Raw genomic sequence first — 19,080 nt, forward strand, 5'->3', positions numbered from 1 at the left:
TTAAAACCTTAACCTTTGACTGCACCGGATGTGAGCCCGCTGATCATCTGTTTAGACGCAAATAAGTAAGTCACGACAAGGGGCAGAATCGAAATTGTTGTGCCTAGCATCACCGCGCCCCAAGGGGTATTCGGGATCCCCTGAACACTACGCAGCGCTTGTGTAATGACATAATGATCGGGCGTTGTCAGGACCACCAGCGGCTGCATAAACATATTCCAGAAGAAGACAAACTGGACGATAGCTAATGTCGCTAAAGCAGGCTTCATCAGCGGTAAAACAACGCTCCAGTACGTTCTGAGCTGACCGGAACCATCGAGCTTCGCGGCTTCTAATAGTTCTTTCGGCACAGAAGCAACAATATGCTGACGCATCAGGAAAATCCCGAACGGGGTGGTCGTAAACGGCAGCCAGACTGCGATATGGTTATCTAACAAACCAAGAAACTTAATAATCATGAAGTAAGGAATCAGACTCAGAGCCGGTGGAATCATCATCGAACCGACTAACATGCCGAACAGGAGTTTTTTACCTTTAAACTGAAACACGCCGAACGCATACCCACCCATGCTACAAAATAGCAGTGAGATTGCGGTCCCCAGAAAGGCGACATAGATCGAGTTAAACATCGCCTGCCAAAATGGCATGATTTCTTGGAGCTTGGCATAGTTGAACGCCAAACTATCCCCAATCGCAAAACTAATTCCCGAGCCAAAAATTTCAGTCCGGTCACGGGTTGATAACAGCGCCGACCAAACAAACGGAAACACCGTCACAATGGCAGAGATAATTAAAATAACCGCTAAGATGACAATGACGAATTTCGTCATGATCGCAATGGTTCTGTCACTCGGTTTTAAAGCACTCAGGCCCGAAGGTTTCGTCTCTAATGAGTTCATCAACATTTTATTGTTCCCCCAGTCCTTTCTTGCCGAAGAAGAAAAATTGAATCAAAGTACATGTCGCAATCAGGGCAAACAGCAGCCATGAGATTGCTGAGGCGGTGCCCATTTGTAACCATTCCCAGCCCACTTTGTAGAGATACATTGAAATCGTTAAACCTGACTGTCCGGTTCCGCCGGTACCACGGGTTAACACAAACGGTTCTTCAAATAGCTGTAAGTTACCGATAATCGTCATGGTGACAGCAAAGAAGATAAAAGGGCGAATCATGGGTAGTGAAATACTCCAGAAACGACGTATAGCATTGGCGCCATCCATGCGTGCCGCTTCTAAAATATCTTTCGGAATGGTCATCAGACCCGTGGTATATAAAACAATATTGAAACCGGTATATTTCCAGAACACCATAATGGCAATCGACGGTTTCACCATCGTGGCATCGTCAAGCCAGCGAATTGGCTGGAATTGTTTCACCCACTCAAAAGCCCAACCGAATAAAGAACTATCAGCAAGTGACATCAGCGTCTGGTTAATTATCCCCGAATTGGGTGAATACATATTAAAGAAGATCAGTGATGCAGCAACGGTGGACGTAATATAAGGCAGAAAATAAGCAGACGTTAACCAATGGCGTAATCGATCAGCCATTGAGACTAAAATATAAGCCACAGGAATTGCGACTAAGTGCTGCGCAACACCGGAAGTAATTGCGAGCCAGAATGTGTTTTTAAGTGAACGCCAAAGCCATGGGTCGGTTAAAGCCACTGAATAGTTTTCAAACCCGGCATATTTCATCGCGTCCAAACCTTCAACGGGGTTCCATGTGTGAAATGAAAGATAGACAGAGAAAACGAGTGGAAAGATACCAAACACTGAGAAAATACATAAAAATGGGAATAAAAAACCATAGGGTGTAAGCGCTTTCAAACATTTATTTAAAAAACGCTCATCCGATGGGCATTTACTTTCATCTCTTGACGAATGCTTCATAATTACAACCTCTTTACAAGGAAGTCATCAGACTTCCTTGTATACCTACAGATACATAAATTAAAGATTACGAGTACGACGCTTAATTAGGCGCTCCGCCTCTTGAAGAGCAGTTTTGATATCTTTATTTTCATCAAGGACTTCCATCAATGCATTTTCAAAAATGATCGAGCGAGCAATGTGGTCGCCTTTTGATGGTTGAACCGGTTTGATATTGCGTGCCACTTCAGCAAATAACAGACGTGCCTGTTGACCACCAAGAAAAGCAATGTGCTCTTTGAACATGTCGTCATCATAGGTGGTGATATTGGCAGGGAATGCCGCAATCGTGGCAAAGTGCTTCAACTGGATATCACGATTCGTGGTCATGTATTTGATCAGTTCCCACGCTTCATCCTGATGTTTAGATTGCTTAGGAATCGATAAGAACGATCCGCCCCAGCTACCGTAAATCCCATCCGGTAAATGGGAAACGGCCCACTTTCCTGAAGTTTCCGGAGCGATCCAGTTCTGCAAATGACCCAGCAACCAAGCACCTGACAATTGCGTCGCAAAAGTCCCTTTACGGAAACCTTCATACCACTCGTTTGACCATGCCAGAATGTGGCCGTCTAAACCCTTATCACGAATTTCTTTGGCTACCTGAAACGCATGAACAAAGCGTTCGGATGTCACAACCGATTTACCGTTTTTATCGAAATAGATGCCTTCGCCTTCTGGTACCGTGGTAAAAATAATGGTTTGCGCAACATCAGCCGCAGAAGGAATTAACTGGATACCCATTTTTTTCAGTTTTTCACCGGCAGCAATGTATGAGTCCCAACTTTTAATGACATCATCCACTTTCAGGCCGGCTTTTTTGAAGATATCGGTACGGTAATACATCACACCCGGGCCTAAATCGACGGGCATCCCGTAGATATCCCCATCACTCCCTTTACCTTGAGACCAGGCATAAGGCGCGAAACGGTCTGCGTATTGATCGGCACCATATTGTTTAGACAGATCAACCAGCCCGCCGGACGCCACGAAGGGGCCAATTTTCTCAACATCAACCACAATGACATCACCAGCCCCCGAGCCTGTCGCCAGGTTGGTGGTGAGTTTGGTATGATGGTCACCGTGGTTATTCATCAGGGTATCGACATGAATCCCTGTCTTTTTTTCAAAATCGGGTAATATCACTTTCAGGCTGCTATCAAAATCCGGAAATCCATCAAAACGAATATTCTTATCCGCATCAGCAGAAAAAGAGGGCGCAGACACGATTCCCATCAGTACAGCCGAGGTGAGTGCTAAGGCTTTTATTTTCATCATTTATCCTTAAATAACTTATAGGGTATTTATTACGTTCTTGACTGAATCTCTAATCACTAGAGAAGGTACAAGTTTAAGATTCACATCTGATTTATTTTTATTGAGTTTATGAATCGCGAGTTTTACTGCTTCTTTGCTCATTTTCTCAATCGGGAAATCAATCGTCGTTAACCCCGGAGTAAGATAACGAGCAAAAAGAATATTATCAAAACCAACTAACGAAATATCATCCGGTACAGAAAGACCAATCGATGTCAGCACTTCACGCGCCCCGAATGCCATGTGATCATTGGCGGCAAATACAGCGGAAAACGGGCAGCCTCGGTTGAGCAACTTTTTCATGGCACTCATCCCTGTTTCTTCAGTAAATCCGGCTTCAGAAACAAGCATTTCGTTATATTCCAACCCTGCATTTTCCAACGCTTTTCTATAACCTTGTAAGCGACCTCTGGCATCCGATTTATTCAGTGGACCGGTAATACAGGCAATATTTTTATGCCCCATTTTGATTAAATATTGTGTAGCTAATAAACCACCGGCTTCATTATCGATATCAATGCAACTGGTCAACATTTCAGGCACAACCCGATTAATCAAAATAATCGGAAGCCCTCGTTCTTCTAACATGATTAAATAATCGTCATCGAGTTGTTGTGTGTGAAGAATTAAAGCATCAACCCGGCGGCCCAAGAGAAATTCAACCGCTTCTTTTTGACTCTGCTCGGTATTAGAACCGGCAGTAATCACCGCATGATAACCAAGTTGACGTAGCTGCCCTTCAATACTCTGCAATATGCCTGAATAAAATGGACCACCCAATTCCGGGACGACAATACCAACACTTTCCGTGCGGCTGGAAGCCAATGCTTGCGCAATAGAATTAGGACGATATCCTAATTCTTTAATTGCATTTTCAACTTTCAACTGTTTTTCCCGACTGACACGGGTCGATCCATTGATAACACGGGAAACAGTTGCTTGTGAGACACCTGCACGTTCAGATACATGTTTAATCGTGACCAAATGAACCTCTGCTTGAAATCGCTTACAACCTGAGTATTCAAGATTATTGGCCGCGTAAGCGTGACGCTAATCACGGTAAACCCGATATTTATTTGGCGATTAAGAAAAAATTGAAAGGCTTTACAGTTTTCCAATCTGTCATGAAACCATTTCACATCTGAACGATGACCATTATCTGTGCCATAAAAAGTCTTACAGATTGATTCCTTTTATTTTATTCACCACCAATACCAACGGAATTGCTTATCATAATTTAAATGAGGATGTGAGTTTCGATTGATGTTCCGCCATCTGTTCCAATGTTTTACTTTGTTCGGCTAAGTTTTCGGAGCGAACCATATTTTGATGAGACAAGGTCTGAATCTTATTAATATTTTCCTTTACTTGCATTGCAGCAAACTGATGTTGCTCAGTCGAAGCCGATATTTTATGGCTTCTTTCTTCAATTTTATTCAGATTGACATGGACCTGAGTTAAAGAGGCATCCACATCTTGAGTCTGCGTGATGCAATTTTCCATATCATCAACACATTCTGATATTTGTTTCACCGCTAAAACCGAGCTTTGTTGCAACTGTTCAATTTTGGTCTGTATTTCTTGGGTACTTGCCGTTGTTTTTTCCGCCAGCCCTCTCACTTCATCCGCGACGACAGAAAAACCGCGACCTTGCTCCCCTGCTCTTGCCGCTTCAATAGCCGCATTGAGTGCTAACAAATTCGTTTGTGAAGAAATATTAGAAATAATATCCAGAATTGACTCGATACCGGCACAATAACTTTCTAACTGATAAATGGTTTGGGTCGAATCTCTCAGGCGTTGAGACAAATGATTTAATAGCTCCACATTCTTTTTCATCAACACCTGTCCGGAATTGGAATCGTTCACAGCAACCGTTGCAATCGATAATGTCTCGCTGACCGACTCTGAAATATCTCTCACGGTATACTCAATTTCTTCCATTGCCTTCGCTGTCAATGCGGTTTGTGAATTTTGTTCGACAATGGCAAGACTGAGCGCTTCACTAGTCTGTTGATTATCGAGAGATGCATGATTCAGTTGCTTCGCGGTCGAGCGGATTTGATGAATAATATGGGATAAATCATCAATGACCATATTGACGGTTTTAGACAACATGCCGAACTCATTATTGGTTTGGTCATCGACTCGTGAGCTCAGGTCTTTTTCCGCAACCTGACCCAGCACGCGTTGCAGACGTCGACTCGGTCTGCGAATCATTGTCGCGATCACAATGCCGATCGACAGTGCTATCACGATGGATACAATCGACAATATCACCAGCGTGATCACCGACTCTTTGGCCTGAGCCGTTGAGTCAGCATAGCGCTGCCCGGCAATTTGAGTGGCATATGCAGAAAAGGCATCAATATTTTTCAACTGGGTATCAATATCGACTTTCACAGCTTCTTTTTGTGCTGTCAGTTGATCATAAATTTCAACCATCGCAATATGCTTTGACACAGCACCTTCCGCGGAGAAAGCTTGTTGACCAAGCAGCTTCAGTGATGTTTCGCTTTGACGAAAGAACGCTGACGATGCCGACTGGAAGGTTGTCATCGCACTGTCCAAACGAGTTTTGCGGATTTTAAAGCGTCGCTCTAATGCGCGTGTTTCAATCACATCTTGTAAAGAAAATGCTTCATTGACTTCACCAACCAATAACCCAATTTGGGTCAACAGCGCTTCAATTGACTGACGTGCATCAGACTGATTTGCCGCGGCAAGATTTTCTAACAAATTATTATTAATTTGCATAATCAGCGATTGAAGTAATGCCCGCTGCTTTATATTCTTATCTTTCGTTTCTAAATAGGTTTTATACCCATTCAATATCATATTAATATCTTTAAATGTCTTCATGGCAGTCGATTCTATTTGTTCGACAAACTGACCAATATGATGATCGGGATCGGGGAGTTTTTTAAACCATGCGAGTTTGGTTTGAAAATCTTGCATCGACTGATGGATGGACTGGCTTAAAGGCTCCAGATCTTCTGGGTATAGTGTTGATAAATATGACATCATGCTACGATCAATATCCAAATAGTTGATCGTCAGCTCCCCCGAACGTAATATAAATGGCGTTGATTGTTTCAACATAAATTCCATGTTGCCAGAAACCTTATGATTACTATTTAATAATGCTCCTGCTGAAATCAACATCATTAAAATAATAGTAAAAAACCCCAGATAAACTCTAGAAACAATCAAATTAAGGTTCATATTATGCTCTTCAATATCTGTAAACAAAAAGACTGTGAACAAAAAAGACTGTAAGTAAAAAATCCATGAGTAAAAAAAAGGCACAAGCGTGCCTTAAAATAATTAGAATAAACAGTCTTGAAAAAAACTCGCCAAGATAATATTCAAATCACTTGACTGTTCAAAATATTAAACAATGAAACACCTGAAAACATCGTTAGAATTCACATTAATTTATAAAATTCAACATTCATCAGACAAGTTAATGTAATTCAAACAGTTATCAAAACAGGCTTGATGATATTGGATGAAGAAAGTTGAAAACAATCACAGAATCTGAGGTTTGTGGTAAGGTTAAATATCTATTATTTGAAAATGTTTTCATGTTTCTGAAAACGTTTCATAAACCTGAGCACCGTTATCCAGATGTCTTGAGGCCGGGTTAGGCAGGGGCGAAAGGTGGTGGATATAAGAAGTGATGAGTATAAAAATAAAAAAAAGTATCCACCGGCATAGCCGGTGGTTTTTCATATGCGCCTATAAGGCTCTCCTACTAGCAGCGCCCTAGCAGGCGCGTAGTGATCTGACATTTGCATATGACTACTTCCTGCGGCCCGTAAACGGGCTACCTGAATACGGGATCGACAATTGCTCTCCCATTTTATCCTGCTCTAGTTGCTGCTTGATGTAATTTTGTATCTTGCTCGTATTTTTACCTACCGTATCTACATAATAACCTCGGCACCAAAATTCTCGATTTCTATATTTAAACTTCAAATCACCGAATCGTTCATAAAGCATTAGGCTACTTTTACCTTTCAAATACCCCATAAACCCTGAAACACTCATTTTGGGCGGTATTTCTAAAAGCATGTGGATATGATCCGCGCAACATTCCGCTTCAAGAATGTTCACATTTTTCCATTCACATAGTTTCCTCAATATTTCACCTATTGCTCTACGTTTTTCTCCGTAGAACACTTGTCTTCTATATTTCGGTGCAAACACTATGTGGTATTTACAGTTCCAGCGCGTGTGCGCTAAGCTCTTTTCGTCCCCCATTGGGACCCCCTTTCAATTCTTAATTAACTCTTGTAGTTGCCAGACCACAAGACGTTTTTATCAAATTGAAAGGGGTTATATAACTGACTTATAGCTGTAAGCTTTACGGAACCCCCAGCCTAGCTGGGGGTTTTCTCTATACAAAAAGGCCAACCGGATTCACAGTTGGCCTTCCCGACTTGAAGATCAATTAATCTAACAATGCGACGGACTGCTGTACAATCACCAACTCTTCATTGGTTGGAATGACCATCGCAACCGCATCATGTATTTCAGAATGCGCAATCACGCCGGAATGACCAAACCGGGCGGCTTCATTCGCAGCTTCATCTTCTACGAAGCCGAATACACGTAGATAATTCAGAATCTCGCGACGAATCGGCAGTGAGTTTTCACCGATCCCACCGGTGAATATAATCGCGTCAACCCGCTGTAGCGGAATCATGTACGAAGCAATATATTTTGCAACGCGATAGGTAAACACTTCAAATGCGAGTCTGGCATCTTCATGACCTTGTTCCATGGCTTCTAATACCCCACGGGCATCGGAAGTCAGACCGGACAGCCCCAGAAAACCCGACTTTTTATACAAAGTGTCGAACACCTGTTCTTGTGTCCAGCCTTTATTTAGTAAAAACTCAATGATGCCCGGATCAATGTCACCGCACCGCGTTCCCATCATCAAGCCGGCTTGTGGGGTGAATCCCATCGAGGTATCGACACTCTGACCATCCCGAATGGCACAGACCGATGCGCCATTCCCCAAATGGACAGAAATCACATTGGTGTCATTGATATCTTTATCCAGCATTTTTGCCGCTTCACGACTGACATAAAAATGGCTGGTGCCATGGAAACCATAGCGGCGAATCGCATATTGGTCGTAAAGCTCAGTCGGAATGGCATCTCTGTAGGCTTTTTTCGGCATGGTTTGGTGAAATGCGGTATCAAACACCACAAACTGCGGTAGCGAAGGAAATGCTTTAATCGCAGCACGAATTCCTTTGACATGGGCCAGATTGTGTAGAGGTGCAAGTTCTGCCAGTTGCTCAATTTCAGTAATGACCTGTTCATTGATTCGCACTGTTGACGTGAATTTTTCACCCCCATGAACGACCCGGTGGCCGACGGCGATGATTTTGTCATTGAATCCAAGCGCATCAATCAGTTTGACAATCCGATCCACCGCATGTTGGTGATGATTATCAGGATAATCGATCGTCTCCTCTGTTTTTTCCCCCTGATATTTCCAGCTGATAACCGCCTCGGACAATCCGAAACACTCACCCAAACCACTGACAATAGCGTCACCGCTTTGAGAGTCGATCACCGCGAATTTAAGGGATGAACTACCTGAATTAACGACCAACACATACGAGTTCGACATAAGGCTTTATCCTGTATTCAAATCAATATTGAAGCAAATGCTTCTCCTAACAATCAACGCATCCATTATTCAATATTTTTTGAATGTTTCAACTTTATTTTAATCCACATAATTCTTAAGCCATTTTTTTATGATCAAGAACAAGGAATAATTTATTTTCGGACTCAAAAAATATGAATAAACTCAATCCGTCAGTCTATGCCTTGAACGCCACATAAACATCAGCGGCCTCGTCCACTTGAGCATGCTTTAAGATCTGGCAGGCAAAATCGAGCGGCGCATCGTAAGCCGAACAGGCCTCCGCAATCACTAAATCAGAGACTAAAACCGTCGCTTCCGCCTGAGTTAAAATCCCCGCTGCCACAGGCTCACCGCCTTCAAAGCCAAGAAACAACTCACAAGGCGGAGAATAGATAATTTGTGTAAAGAACTCGATGATCGCTTCTTTTTCTGCCGCTGCACGGTATTGTTCCGCCTGGAGCTGAGCAAACATGACGGTCAAACGATGAAAGTCAACGTGATAGACCTCCTGAGTTTTCAATTCAGCAACACGCTTGAATTCGATAGGTTGATAGGTGCACTGCCGGACTGATGCCAGATAAAGATCGCGACCGACCAAACTGAGGGGAGTTGGATATGCAACATCAACTTGCGCCGATAACCACTGGTTTTTTATTTGTGCAATATTCATAAAACCCTATGATTTGAGTATTAGGGAGAGAGATGGCCATCTTACTCGAATCTGTCCCGAAAAGGGGATAAAAGTCGTCTTTATGTTGATGACATGGTAGAAACGTCCCCGATAAGTCAACATTATTTAGCCATAGAGTTGATCAACAAGGCGACGGTAATGCCTTATTCTAGCTCGCTTTATTTGGGAATCCTTAAATATCTTGATATGATGGACACACTCATTTGACGGCTGGAAACCAAACATGAGACTCAAGAATATATTCATTGCATCACTACTTTCTCTGGGGCTCACCGCCTGTGATAACAGCGAGGTAGGTGATGTCAGTTTAGGCCTGTTCACAACTCAAGATATCAAAATCAATCAGCTTATTGACCCTATCGTCACCGGAGTAACCTGTCATATTGCCAGTATTGAAGCTGATCTCAGTCTATCCGATCCCTCAGATTCATCGATCGCCTGTCGACAGACAGGGGAAATCACCCCTGAAATGATCGCAAAAATTGACAAGTCCGATTCGGGTGAAGTGATTTTTAAAAAATCCAAAAGTATTTTCTTTAAGTCAATGAAAATGCGAAGAATATATGATCCGAAGACACAAACGCTGATCTATATTTCTTACTCAACCAAAGAGACTTCCGGCAGCTTCAAACACAGTATCTCCACGGTTCCGCTGTGGGGCACAAAAGCATATCAAATACCTTCAGAGCCGAATCATTAATGCAATACACGAATATGGGCGAATAATATTGATGAGCATATAGACTGGCTGCAGGGAGCCTTCAATTTCATGCAAAAAGACTTGAGGGAAGCGGTATCACAAGTTCAGCCGCCCGACAATGAATATAAAACACGCCTCATCCATATTTTTGATGTATTCAGTGAGGGGATATTTCATATGGATGCGGAAGGTCTTCTGACATTCTATAATCCTAATTTCTATGTCCAGTTTGGTATTCAGTCCCCGACAATTCATCTCTCTGAGTGGTATGCACTGGTTCATCCTGACGAGCAGGCATTATTAATCAGCCGGGTCAATGAGCATGTCGGCACGACTGCACAACGCATGCTGACGCAGTACCGGGTCAAAAAAACAGACGGTGAGTATTTGTGGATCGAGGGCAGTGCTGTCAGTTTAACCGAGAATGGTGAAACCTACATCGTCGGCAGTCACCGGGATATCTCGGACAAAAAAATGATGGAGAACTATCTCAAAGAAGCCGCTTTCTATGATGACAGTTCTGCCCTGTTCAATCTGAGAAAACTCCTGTTGGATCTGGATTTACTCGTTCAATCAGCACCGAGCAGTTTCTCGGTCATTTATATTCAGATTCATGAATTACAATCCTATCTGATCGAATATGGGTCCGACCTGCTTAAAAATGTGATTACCAATGTCAAACTAGCCGCCAAAATTTTCCCGCAGGACAATGCAACGCTTTACCGGGTCAGTTTAGATACATACGCAGTACTGTTTAGAGATTCTGTACCACACCATTCTCTCAGGATGATGTGTACCCGATTCATTCTCGGGTATCAGGATTGTATGGCACAACAAAATACCCTGTTTGCCAATGGGATGAGTATCGGGATCTACCCCGATTGTGACCCTCAATTACAGGGGGAAGAAATCCTGAGTATTGCCTTCCGCACATGTGCATTCGCCAATGAACAAAGTCAGTCTCAGATCGAAGTTTATGAAGGGAATACCCAGAAGAAAGTTGACCGTTATTTTTATATCGAAAGCGGTTTAAAAAATGCGTTAAGAAACCGTAGCCTCTCGGTGAAATACCAACCGATCATTGATACCAAGACTGGAAAAGTCTCCAGCTTCGAAGCTTTAGTCAGATGGAATTCCAAAGATTACGGCCATATTTATCCCGATGAATTCATCCCTGTGGCTGAAAATAAAGGGCTCATCGTTGAGCTGGGTTATCAGGTGTTTGAAAAGGCGTGCCAGTTCATCAGTCACTATAATGTCAAAAATCACGCAAGCGCCCGGGTAAACGTCAATGTGTCGGTATTACAGTTATTGAACAGTAATTTTCCCGATGAAATGTTACGAATCACATTAGAATCAGGCCTGACCCCTGATTCGATCATTCTTGAATTGACTGAAACCGTCATTCTGGATGAGCATAAATATGCGCTGCAACAGATCAACCGGCTCAATGATCTGGGCTTTTTGCTGTCTCTGGATGATTTCGGGGCAGGTTTCAGCTCTATCCACAGCTTTTTTGATCTGCCATTTGCTCAAATCAAAATAGACCGATATTTCTCCATGAAGACCATGGAAAATCATAACTCTTGCCAGTTTTTGGAATTCTTAATCGAACTGTGCAGGAAAGAACATATCAGTGTCGTCATTGAAGGCATTGAAAACAGTGATATGTTACGTCAATTCCATGCAATGGGCGCTTCTCACCTGCAAGGTTACTGGTTTGCAAAACCATTATCGATTGCAGCCGCCATCAATTACAACCCATCGAACATGATGGGTCTGCCTGCCTCATCGAATGGCAGACGCCAACCCCTTCCATCGATATCCTAAAATAGCAAGAAGTAACCCCAACACAGACCATCCGATCGAACCACCGCCGCCACCGGAGCCACGACTCGCTGTGACACTATCAGGCTGAGATAAAATCCGCGTCTGATAATACGCCAGACGTTTTGCATCTGTTGCAATATAATTGGGAGCGGTACTGCCATTCAAAACACTGGTGATCCAACCGTTATAATCGGCAACCTCAGTAAAAACACCGGTCACCGAGCCAGCACCACAGATCGTCGGCCCGAAGCTGGTAATCCCGATTTGACGCAGTGTCCCACTGTCATCCCAGTAGATCGGGCCGCCGGAGTCGCCGGAACAAACGCCATTATTCATCGTGGGTGATGTCCCGCCGGAAAAACAAATTTGAGAATCATGTAACCCGGAATTTTTTGCAGCGCAGGTTGTTTGATCCACATAACTCATGGATGTTTTTAACAATTTATAGGTGGTGGTATTGGTGGTGGTATTACCATGCCCAATGGCGGTAAAACTCTCGGTATTGCTACGATAAGATTCATTCGTTGGAAGATTGACCGTGCCGCTCGTATTGAGCGGTGATGTCAGTTTAATGATCGCAATATCGTTTTTCCATAGGTCACTTTCCGAATCGCTGAATGAACTGAAATAGTAAAACTCAGCCGGTCTGACTGGGGTAATGTTGTAAATCCAGTCCGTTTCATCACTAGTCTGCCCGACGGTCATAAACAGCATGAACTCTTCATTGATACTGCCGCCGCTGAAAATACAGTGTGCGGCCGTCAATACATACTGATTAGTCAGCAGGGTGCCACCACAGAAACTATGCCCGCCATACATCCCATCATACGCAGTCCGGTCATAAAACAGACTGACAAAGTCAGGGTAAGAGGCCACCGATGTTTCCGTGCCGTTGACAATATAAGGAGAGATATCACTCGAAAAGACAGGTGAAGAGATTAAACTACAACAGCATAGAACTGTGCGCATCCACTTTGAAAACATTATAATATTTCACCATTAACAAAAGTATGATTTATCATAACGACATCAAAAAAAAAGGAAAATACTTTCTGTATTTTCCTTTCCAATCTGATGTACTGATATCATTTGCCACGATAATAACGCTGCGGAACAAACGGCATTTTAGTCACCGTCATCGGCAGCATCTTACCGCGCACATCAGCGAAAACCGCCGTGCCGAGAGCCGCATACTCACTGGCGATATATCCCATCGAAACCGGCTGCCCCGCGGTTGGCCCGGACGTCCCACTGGTCACAATACCAATTTGCCGCTCGTGCTGATCAAATAACACGGTGCCTTCCCGAACCGGTGCTTTAGTCTGGCCGACCAGCCCGACGCGCTTACGCTGTGCGGATTGTTGTTCAATCTGTGCCAGAATCACTGCCGCCCCGGGAAATCCTCCGGCTCTGGCACCACCGGTCCGGCGCACCGGACTGATCGCCCACAGCAAACTAGCTTCTACCGGTGTTGTGGTTTCATCCAGATCATGGCCATACAAGCACAACCCACATTCCAATCGCAGCGAATCCCGCGCACCGAGGCCAATCAAAGCGACCTCATCGAATGTTAAAAGATGATGCGCCAGTCGCTCCGCCTGATCGGCCGGAACAGAAATTTCATAGCCATCTTCCCCGGTATAACCACTGCGACTGACAATACATTCAACGTCCAACAACGGCACACGGCGGATATCCATAAAATGCATCTCTGCCACTTCAGGTGCCAATTGCGATAATACACTGGCAGCCTTCGGACCTTGTAATGCCAGCAAAGCCCGATCCGCCATCTCTTCCAGCATCAGATGGGAAGGCAGATGCTGCTGCAAATGTGCGATATCTTGCTGTTTACAGGCAGCATTGATCACCACGAACAGACAATCGCCAAGATTAGCGATCATTAAATCATCAAGGATCCCGCCATTTTCGTTCGTCAAAAAGCCATAACGCTGTTTCCCAACCGGCAGATCAACCACATCGACAGGAACCAGTGATTCCAGCGCCAGTGCCGCGCCCTCACCCTTCAGGCAGATCTGCCCCATATGCGACACATCAAACAGACCGGCCGCATCACGGGTATGTAAATGCTCTTTCTTGACCCCTAAAGAATACTGAACCGGCATCTCATACCCGGCAAACGGTACCATCTTTGCGCCAAACGCTTGGTGTAAAGCATATAACGGCGTTCTCAAAAGCAACTGGTTTTCTTGTTCAGATGACATGTGGTTCTCCCTTTTCATACGTCCGATCGTCCGGCAAAGCAGACCTTATTTCTGATTTTATAAATGTGTTTCCTATAATAAACACCCTGAAACACACATCGATTGATTATTTCGCCGTCACCCATAAAATCAGTGCATCATCATCACTGACAGAAACGAGTGCATGTCCCATGCTGGCATCATAATAGACACTGTCACCGACACTCAGTGTGATCGGCTCATAAAACTCGGTATACAACATTACCGATCCTTCCAGCACCAGCAAAAACTCTTCTCCGTCATGGCGGACCCAATCACCGAATTCTTCAAACTGTCTGGCACGAACCCGGGTCTTAAACGGTGTCATTTTTTTACCGGACAACTGCGTCGCCAGCAGTTCATGTTCATAAGTTGATGTCGGATGCGGCTTGCCTCGTCCGGCTAACGTAATATCTCTTCGCCCTGTCGCAAGCACTCTCTTCGGCGGCTCAAATATCTGGGGCATCCCGATTTCCAAGCCATGCGCCAGTTTTTGCATCGCCTGAAATGTCGGAGAAATTTGCTCATTCTCAATTTTACTCAGCGTCGATCTTGCCAAACCGGTCTTCTGACTCGCTTCTTCTAAGGTCAGGCCGAGCTCAAGACGAATATCCTTAATACGCTGTCCTAATCGAAGTGGATCGATATTGCTTTCCTGAGATTCCTGCGTGATAACCGAAGCAGGATTATCATCCAGCGTACTTTTTTCCATGATGTTCCCCTTCAATAAAACCCAATGACACCCCACCAAAATCGGGGCATTGGGATCAATATGGCCGCCTTTGAATCCGGTGTCATTTTTCTCACCGTCATCGATTCAATCAGACACACAATCGCATCATTGTGCCCGATGAATCGACGCCAAATAAACAATAACCGACATACTAGCAAGAAAATAAGTTTCCTATAAGAAATTTTTATTGCCTACCGCTGCTTCAGCGGTTAAGTTAGGCATATCATCGTTCGAATTTTGCTAAAGATGTCTTAGTAACATCATTGAAATTGGCTACGCTATGGAAAGAGTCGGACAACCCATGATTCAGAATGAATGCCCCAACAGAACTAATGTTCCTTTTTGATAATGTTTTGTTGCCATTCACTGATTTTTTAACGCCCCGCTGCAATGAAATCATGAATCTGGTGACGCTCTGAGCACGAGTTACAATCGATTTTTTTGGAGATAAATGCATGGATAACACGCTGAAGTTTACCGACAGTCACGAATGGGTTCTTAATCACGGCGACGGGACGGTTACCGTTGGCATTTCAGAACACGCACAACAAATGTTAGGTGATGTCGTATATGTGGAGCTCCCTGATGTTGACAGTGACGTGGATGCCGGTGATAACTTTTCATTGGTTGAATCCGTAAAAGCAGCATCGGACATCTATTCACCGGTGAGCGGCATTATTATTGAAGTCAATGAAGATCTCAGTGATCGTCCTGAACTGATTAATGAAGAACCGTATGAAGGGGGATGGATTGCCAAAATCCGCATGACCGATCCGACTGAACTGGATGATCTGAAAGACGAAGCAGAATATCTCAACACACTGGAAGACTGAATCAATTAAAGCTGTTTACATCGCTTGGTGTGCAGCTTTTTTTACGTCTTGAATTCAGCTTATATCAACGGACACCTTGTGTGGTCACGGTAAGGAAATTATGACTCAACTACTGCGCAATCTCTCTTCTCAAACAGAATTCGCCACGCGTCACAACGGTCCGCGTCAGCGGGAGCAAGCCATGATGCTTGAAACCATTGGTGCTGAAAGTCTGGCAACCCTGATCAACGAAACCGTGCCGGCCGGCATCCGTCTGGAATCTCCCCTCTCACTCCCTGAAGCGATGAGTGAATCCGAGATGCTCGCGGCATTGAAACGCATCGCAGGCAAAAACCAAATTGCCCGCAGTTTTATCGGTCAGGGTTACTACGACACGTTCACACCCAGTGTCATTCAACGCAATGTGTTGGAAAACCCCGGCTGGTATACGGCATACACCCCTTACCAACCTGAGATTTCGCAAGGTCGTTTAGAGTCACTGCTGAATTTCCAGCAGATGGTGATTGACTTAACCGGTATGGACATCGCCAATGCTTCGCTTTTGGATGAAGCAACCGCCGCAGCGGAAGCAATGGCCTTATGTAAAAGAGCCGGTAAAAGTAAAAGCCAACGCTTTTTCATCGCGGATCATGTCCATCCACAAACTATCGCAGTGGTCAAAAATCGCGCTGAATTCATGAATTTTGAAGTGGTGGTGTTGCCGGTCAGCGAGCTGCCGCAGCAAGATGTCTTCGGCGCTTTACTGCAATATCCGACCACCACCGGTGAAGTCACTGATTTAACCCCGGTGATCGAGGCGGCCCATCAGAATAAAACTTTGGTTGCGGTTGCTACCGATTTGCTTGCCAGCACATTAGTTAAACCGGCCGGAGAAATGGGTGCCGATATTGTGATTGGTTCTTCCCAACGCTTTGGCGTACCGATGGGATATGGCGGCCCCCACGCAGCCTTTATGGCAACCCGCGATCAATACAAACGCACCATGCCGGGCAGAATCATCGGTGTCTCGGTGGATGCCAAAGGCCAGCCCGCGCTGCGTATGGCGATGCAAACCCGGGAGCAACATATCCGGCGCGAGAAGGCGACTTCGAATATCTGTACCGCACAGGCACTACTGGCCAACATGGCTGTTTTCTATGCCATCTATCATGGTCCGGAAGGGCTCAAAACCATTGCCCGGCGAACCCACCATCTGACCGCAATCATGGCGGCCGGACTCACGTTACAGGGTTACAAACTGCGTCATCAGACATTCTTTGACACCCTGACCATTGAGACCGGCGACCAGACCGATGCGCTGTATCAAAAAGCACAGCAAGCCGGGCTCAATCTGCGTCGCTATGAGCAAGCCCTTGGCATCAGTTTCGATGAAACCAAAACGCCGGATGATCTGCAGACTCTGTTTACGGTCTTCGCCATCCAAGCCGATCCGGAAAAAATTGCCGCTGAAATTGAACATGATGAATATGCGGCGATTCCTGAATCCTGCCGCAGAGCATCCGCTTATCTGACTCACCCGGTTTTCCATCGTTATCACAGTGAAACGCTGATGATGCGTTATCTGAAAACGCTGGAGAATAAAGACTTCTCGCTGACCCATGGCATGATTCCGCTGGGCAGTTGCACCATGAAACTCAATGCTGCCTCTGAGATGATTCCGGTGACATGGCCTGAATTCGGCCAAATCCATCCGTTTGCCCCAAAAAGTCAGGCTGCCGGATATACTGAGCTGGCCGAAGATTTAAAAACCAAACTATGCACGATTACCGGTTATGATGCGTTCTCGTTGCAACCGAACTCCGGTGCATCCGGTGAATATGCCGGGCTGATTGCGATTCAGCGCTATCATCAGAGCCGCGGTGAAGGCAACCGCCATATTTGTTTGATTCCAAGCTCAGCACACGGCACCAACCCAGCGTCAGCCGCAATGGTGTCACTGGATGTTGTCGTCGTCGCCTGTGATTCAAACGGGAATATTGATCTTGCCGACCTCAAAGCCAAGATCGAAAAGTATCAGCAAGAAATCTCCTGCATCATGATTACTTACCCGTCCACCCACGGCGTGTACGAAACGCATGTCCGGCAGGTATGTGAACTGATCCACGCGATTGGCGCACAGGTTTATCTGGACGGCGCGAATATGAACGCACAGGTCGGACTGACCAGCCCCGGCTTTATCGGCTCGGATGTCTCCCACCTGAATCTGCATAAAACGTTCTGTATCCCGCACGGCGGCGGTGGCCCGGGCGTCGGCCCTATCGGAGTGAAATCTCATCTGGCGCCATTTTTACCCGGCCACATTGAGTCCGGCGTCGAAGGCAACGACCATGCAGTTGCGGCCGCAGATTTAGGCAGTGCCTCGATTCTGCCGATATCCTGGGCTTATATTACGATGATGGGCACCGCCGGATTAACCGAAGCGACTCAACTGGCGATTCTGAATGCCAACTACGTGATGGAGCGGCTCCGCGCCCATTATCCGATTCTCTACCGAGGCGATAACGGCCGTGTTGCGCACGAATGTATTATCGATATTCGGCCCATTAAAGAGGCGTCCGGCATTTCCGAAGAAGATATCGCCAAGCGGCTGATGGACTATGGCTTCCACGCGCCGACGATGTCCTTCCCGGTGGCCGGTACATTGATGATCGAACCGACCGAATCGGAAGATCTGGCCGAGTTAGATCGCTTCTGCGACGCGATGATCGCCATTCGTGAAGAGATCGACCAAGTCGTTGCCGGTGTGTGGCCGCTTACGGATAATCCGCTGGTGAATGCCCCGCACACACAGGCTGATCTGGCCGCCGACGACTGGCAACATCCATACAGCCGTGCACTCGCCTGCTTCCCGACCCCACATACTCAGTCAGCAAAATACTGGCCAACCGTCAATCGGGTCGATAATGTTTATGGCGACAGAAACCTGATCTGTAGCTGCCCGCCGGTCAGTGATTATGAGGGTTAGGTGATTACGGATAACTGAGTTGATAACTCACTTGAATGGCAAAAGGCGAACGGTTTGGTTCGCCTTTTTGTTATGCTGTAAAACGTTTTTGGACAAAAGCGTTTTAGGTTTGTTGAACTCATATTCTGACTTCAAATTACTAGAAGTCATTTAGTTCTCATTGAC

At 45.3% G+C, this 19,080-nt stretch carries 15 protein-coding genes; 4 read left to right on the top strand and 11 right to left on the bottom strand.

Annotated features, from left to right (window positions below; genetic code table 11):
* Positions 1-8 precede the first annotated feature (8 nt).
* From OCV37_RS18035 to OCV37_RS18070, 8 genes are all read right to left on the bottom strand, one after another.
* Complete coding sequence (locus OCV37_RS18035; RefSeq protein WP_390902305.1) at positions 9-830, bottom strand: carbohydrate ABC transporter permease; 822 nt, start codon at positions 828-830, stop codon at positions 9-11.
* A 76-nt stretch (positions 831-906) separates the two neighbouring features.
* The gene (locus OCV37_RS18040; RefSeq protein ID WP_038184758.1) at positions 907-1,893 is read right to left on the bottom strand and encodes a carbohydrate ABC transporter permease; all 987 of its coding nucleotides are present in this window, start codon (positions 1,891-1,893) and stop codon (positions 907-909) included.
* Between the two features lie 60 nt (positions 1,894-1,953).
* Positions 1,954-3,207, bottom strand: coding sequence for an ABC transporter substrate-binding protein (locus OCV37_RS18045; protein ID WP_038184755.1), 1,254 nt, complete (start codon positions 3,205-3,207; stop codon positions 1,954-1,956).
* An 18-nt stretch (positions 3,208-3,225) separates the two neighbouring features.
* Complete coding sequence (locus OCV37_RS18050) at positions 3,226-4,233, bottom strand: LacI family DNA-binding transcriptional regulator (RefSeq protein WP_038184752.1); 1,008 nt, start codon at positions 4,231-4,233, stop codon at positions 3,226-3,228.
* A gap of 246 nt (positions 4,234-4,479) precedes the next feature.
* Positions 4,480-6,351: a methyl-accepting chemotaxis protein gene (locus OCV37_RS18055; protein WP_169739381.1), complete on the bottom strand. Its 1,872-nt coding sequence runs from the start codon at positions 6,349-6,351 to the stop codon at positions 4,480-4,482.
* Between the two features lie 702 nt (positions 6,352-7,053).
* Positions 7,054-7,515, bottom strand: coding sequence for an IS200/IS605 family transposase (tnpA, locus tag OCV37_RS18060; protein WP_261855926.1), 462 nt, complete (start codon positions 7,513-7,515; stop codon positions 7,054-7,056).
* Between the two features lie 190 nt (positions 7,516-7,705).
* A complete protein-coding gene (locus OCV37_RS18065) occupies positions 7,706-8,902 on the bottom strand; it encodes an acetate/propionate family kinase (RefSeq protein ID WP_038181429.1) in 1,197 nt (398 codons plus the stop codon).
* Between the two features lie 196 nt (positions 8,903-9,098).
* The gene (locus OCV37_RS18070) at positions 9,099-9,593 is read right to left on the bottom strand and encodes a hypothetical protein (RefSeq protein WP_038181426.1); all 495 of its coding nucleotides are present in this window, start codon (positions 9,591-9,593) and stop codon (positions 9,099-9,101) included.
* A 244-nt stretch (positions 9,594-9,837) separates the two neighbouring features.
* Between OCV37_RS18070 and OCV37_RS18075 the strand changes: the two genes are divergently transcribed.
* Both OCV37_RS18075 and OCV37_RS18080 read left to right on the top strand, forming a co-directional pair.
* Positions 9,838-10,314, top strand: a complete 477-nt coding sequence (locus tag OCV37_RS18075; protein WP_038181423.1) for a CreA family protein — start codon at positions 9,838-9,840, stop codon at positions 10,312-10,314.
* A 69-nt stretch (positions 10,315-10,383) separates the two neighbouring features.
* A complete protein-coding gene (locus OCV37_RS18080; RefSeq protein WP_051680551.1) occupies positions 10,384-12,144 on the top strand; it encodes an EAL domain-containing protein in 1,761 nt (586 codons plus the stop codon).
* Here OCV37_RS18080 and OCV37_RS18085 read toward each other — a convergent pair.
* The 3 genes from OCV37_RS18085 to OCV37_RS18095 form a co-directional block, all read right to left on the bottom strand.
* Complete coding sequence (locus tag OCV37_RS18085) at positions 12,103-13,128, bottom strand: S1 family peptidase (protein WP_084717467.1); 1,026 nt, start codon at positions 13,126-13,128, stop codon at positions 12,103-12,105. The genes OCV37_RS18080 and OCV37_RS18085 overlap by 42 nt on opposite strands.
* Positions 13,129-13,229: 101 nt before the next feature.
* Complete coding sequence (gene gcvT / locus OCV37_RS18090) at positions 13,230-14,366, bottom strand: glycine cleavage system aminomethyltransferase GcvT (protein ID WP_038181419.1); 1,137 nt, start codon at positions 14,364-14,366, stop codon at positions 13,230-13,232.
* 106 nt (positions 14,367-14,472) lie between these two features.
* On the bottom strand, positions 14,473-15,096 hold the full coding sequence (locus OCV37_RS18095; protein WP_038181417.1) for a helix-turn-helix domain-containing protein: 624 nt from the start codon (positions 15,094-15,096) through the stop codon (positions 14,473-14,475).
* 476 nt (positions 15,097-15,572) lie between these two features.
* Here OCV37_RS18095 and gcvH point away from each other — a divergent pair, with 476 nt between their 5' ends.
* Positions 15,573-15,950, top strand: a complete 378-nt coding sequence (gene gcvH / locus OCV37_RS18100) for a glycine cleavage system protein GcvH (protein ID WP_038181414.1) — start codon at positions 15,573-15,575, stop codon at positions 15,948-15,950.
* Between the two features lie 100 nt (positions 15,951-16,050).
* Positions 16,051-18,915 carry an aminomethyl-transferring glycine dehydrogenase gene (gene gcvP / locus OCV37_RS18105; protein WP_038181412.1) on the top strand — a complete coding sequence of 955 codons (2,865 nt, stop codon included), beginning with the start codon at positions 16,051-16,053 and terminating at the stop codon, positions 18,913-18,915.
* The last annotated feature ends 165 nt before the right edge of the window (positions 18,916-19,080 follow it).

It is taken from the genome of Vibrio rhizosphaerae (assembly GCF_024347095.1).
Lineage (GTDB): Bacteria > Pseudomonadota > Gammaproteobacteria > Enterobacterales > Vibrionaceae > Vibrio > Vibrio rhizosphaerae.

Excerpts from the sequence above, each read along its gene's own strand:
- OCV37_RS18035 (WP_390902305.1), bottom strand. The coding sequence starts at position 830 with ATGACGAAATTCGTCATTGTCATCTTAGCGGTTATTTTAATTATCTCT.
- OCV37_RS18040 (WP_038184758.1), bottom strand. The coding sequence starts at position 1,893 with ATGAAGCATTCGTCAAGAGATGAAAGTAAATGCCCATCGGATGAGCGT.
- OCV37_RS18045 (WP_038184755.1), bottom strand. The coding sequence starts at position 3,207 with ATGAAAATAAAAGCCTTAGCACTCACCTCGGCTGTACTGATGGGAATC.
- OCV37_RS18055 (WP_169739381.1), bottom strand. The coding sequence starts at position 6,351 with ATGTTGAAACAATCAACGCCATTTATATTACGTTCGGGGGAGCTGACG.
- tnpA (WP_261855926.1), bottom strand. The coding sequence starts at position 7,515 with ATGGGGGACGAAAAGAGCTTAGCGCACACGCGCTGGAACTGTAAATAC.
- OCV37_RS18065 (WP_038181429.1), bottom strand. The coding sequence starts at position 8,902 with ATGTCGAACTCGTATGTGTTGGTCGTTAATTCAGGTAGTTCATCCCTT.
- OCV37_RS18070 (WP_038181426.1), bottom strand. The coding sequence starts at position 9,593 with ATGAATATTGCACAAATAAAAAACCAGTGGTTATCGGCGCAAGTTGAT.
- OCV37_RS18075 (WP_038181423.1), top strand. The coding sequence starts at position 9,838 with ATGAGACTCAAGAATATATTCATTGCATCACTACTTTCTCTGGGGCTC.
- OCV37_RS18080 (WP_051680551.1), top strand. The coding sequence starts at position 10,384 with ATGCAAAAAGACTTGAGGGAAGCGGTATCACAAGTTCAGCCGCCCGAC.
- OCV37_RS18085 (WP_084717467.1), bottom strand. The coding sequence starts at position 13,128 with ATGTTTTCAAAGTGGATGCGCACAGTTCTATGCTGTTGTAGTTTAATC.
- gcvT (WP_038181419.1), bottom strand. The coding sequence starts at position 14,366 with ATGTCATCTGAACAAGAAAACCAGTTGCTTTTGAGAACGCCGTTATAT.
- OCV37_RS18095 (WP_038181417.1), bottom strand. The coding sequence starts at position 15,096 with ATGGAAAAAAGTACGCTGGATGATAATCCTGCTTCGGTTATCACGCAG.
- gcvH (WP_038181414.1), top strand. The coding sequence starts at position 15,573 with ATGGATAACACGCTGAAGTTTACCGACAGTCACGAATGGGTTCTTAAT.
- gcvP (WP_038181412.1), top strand. The coding sequence starts at position 16,051 with ATGACTCAACTACTGCGCAATCTCTCTTCTCAAACAGAATTCGCCACG.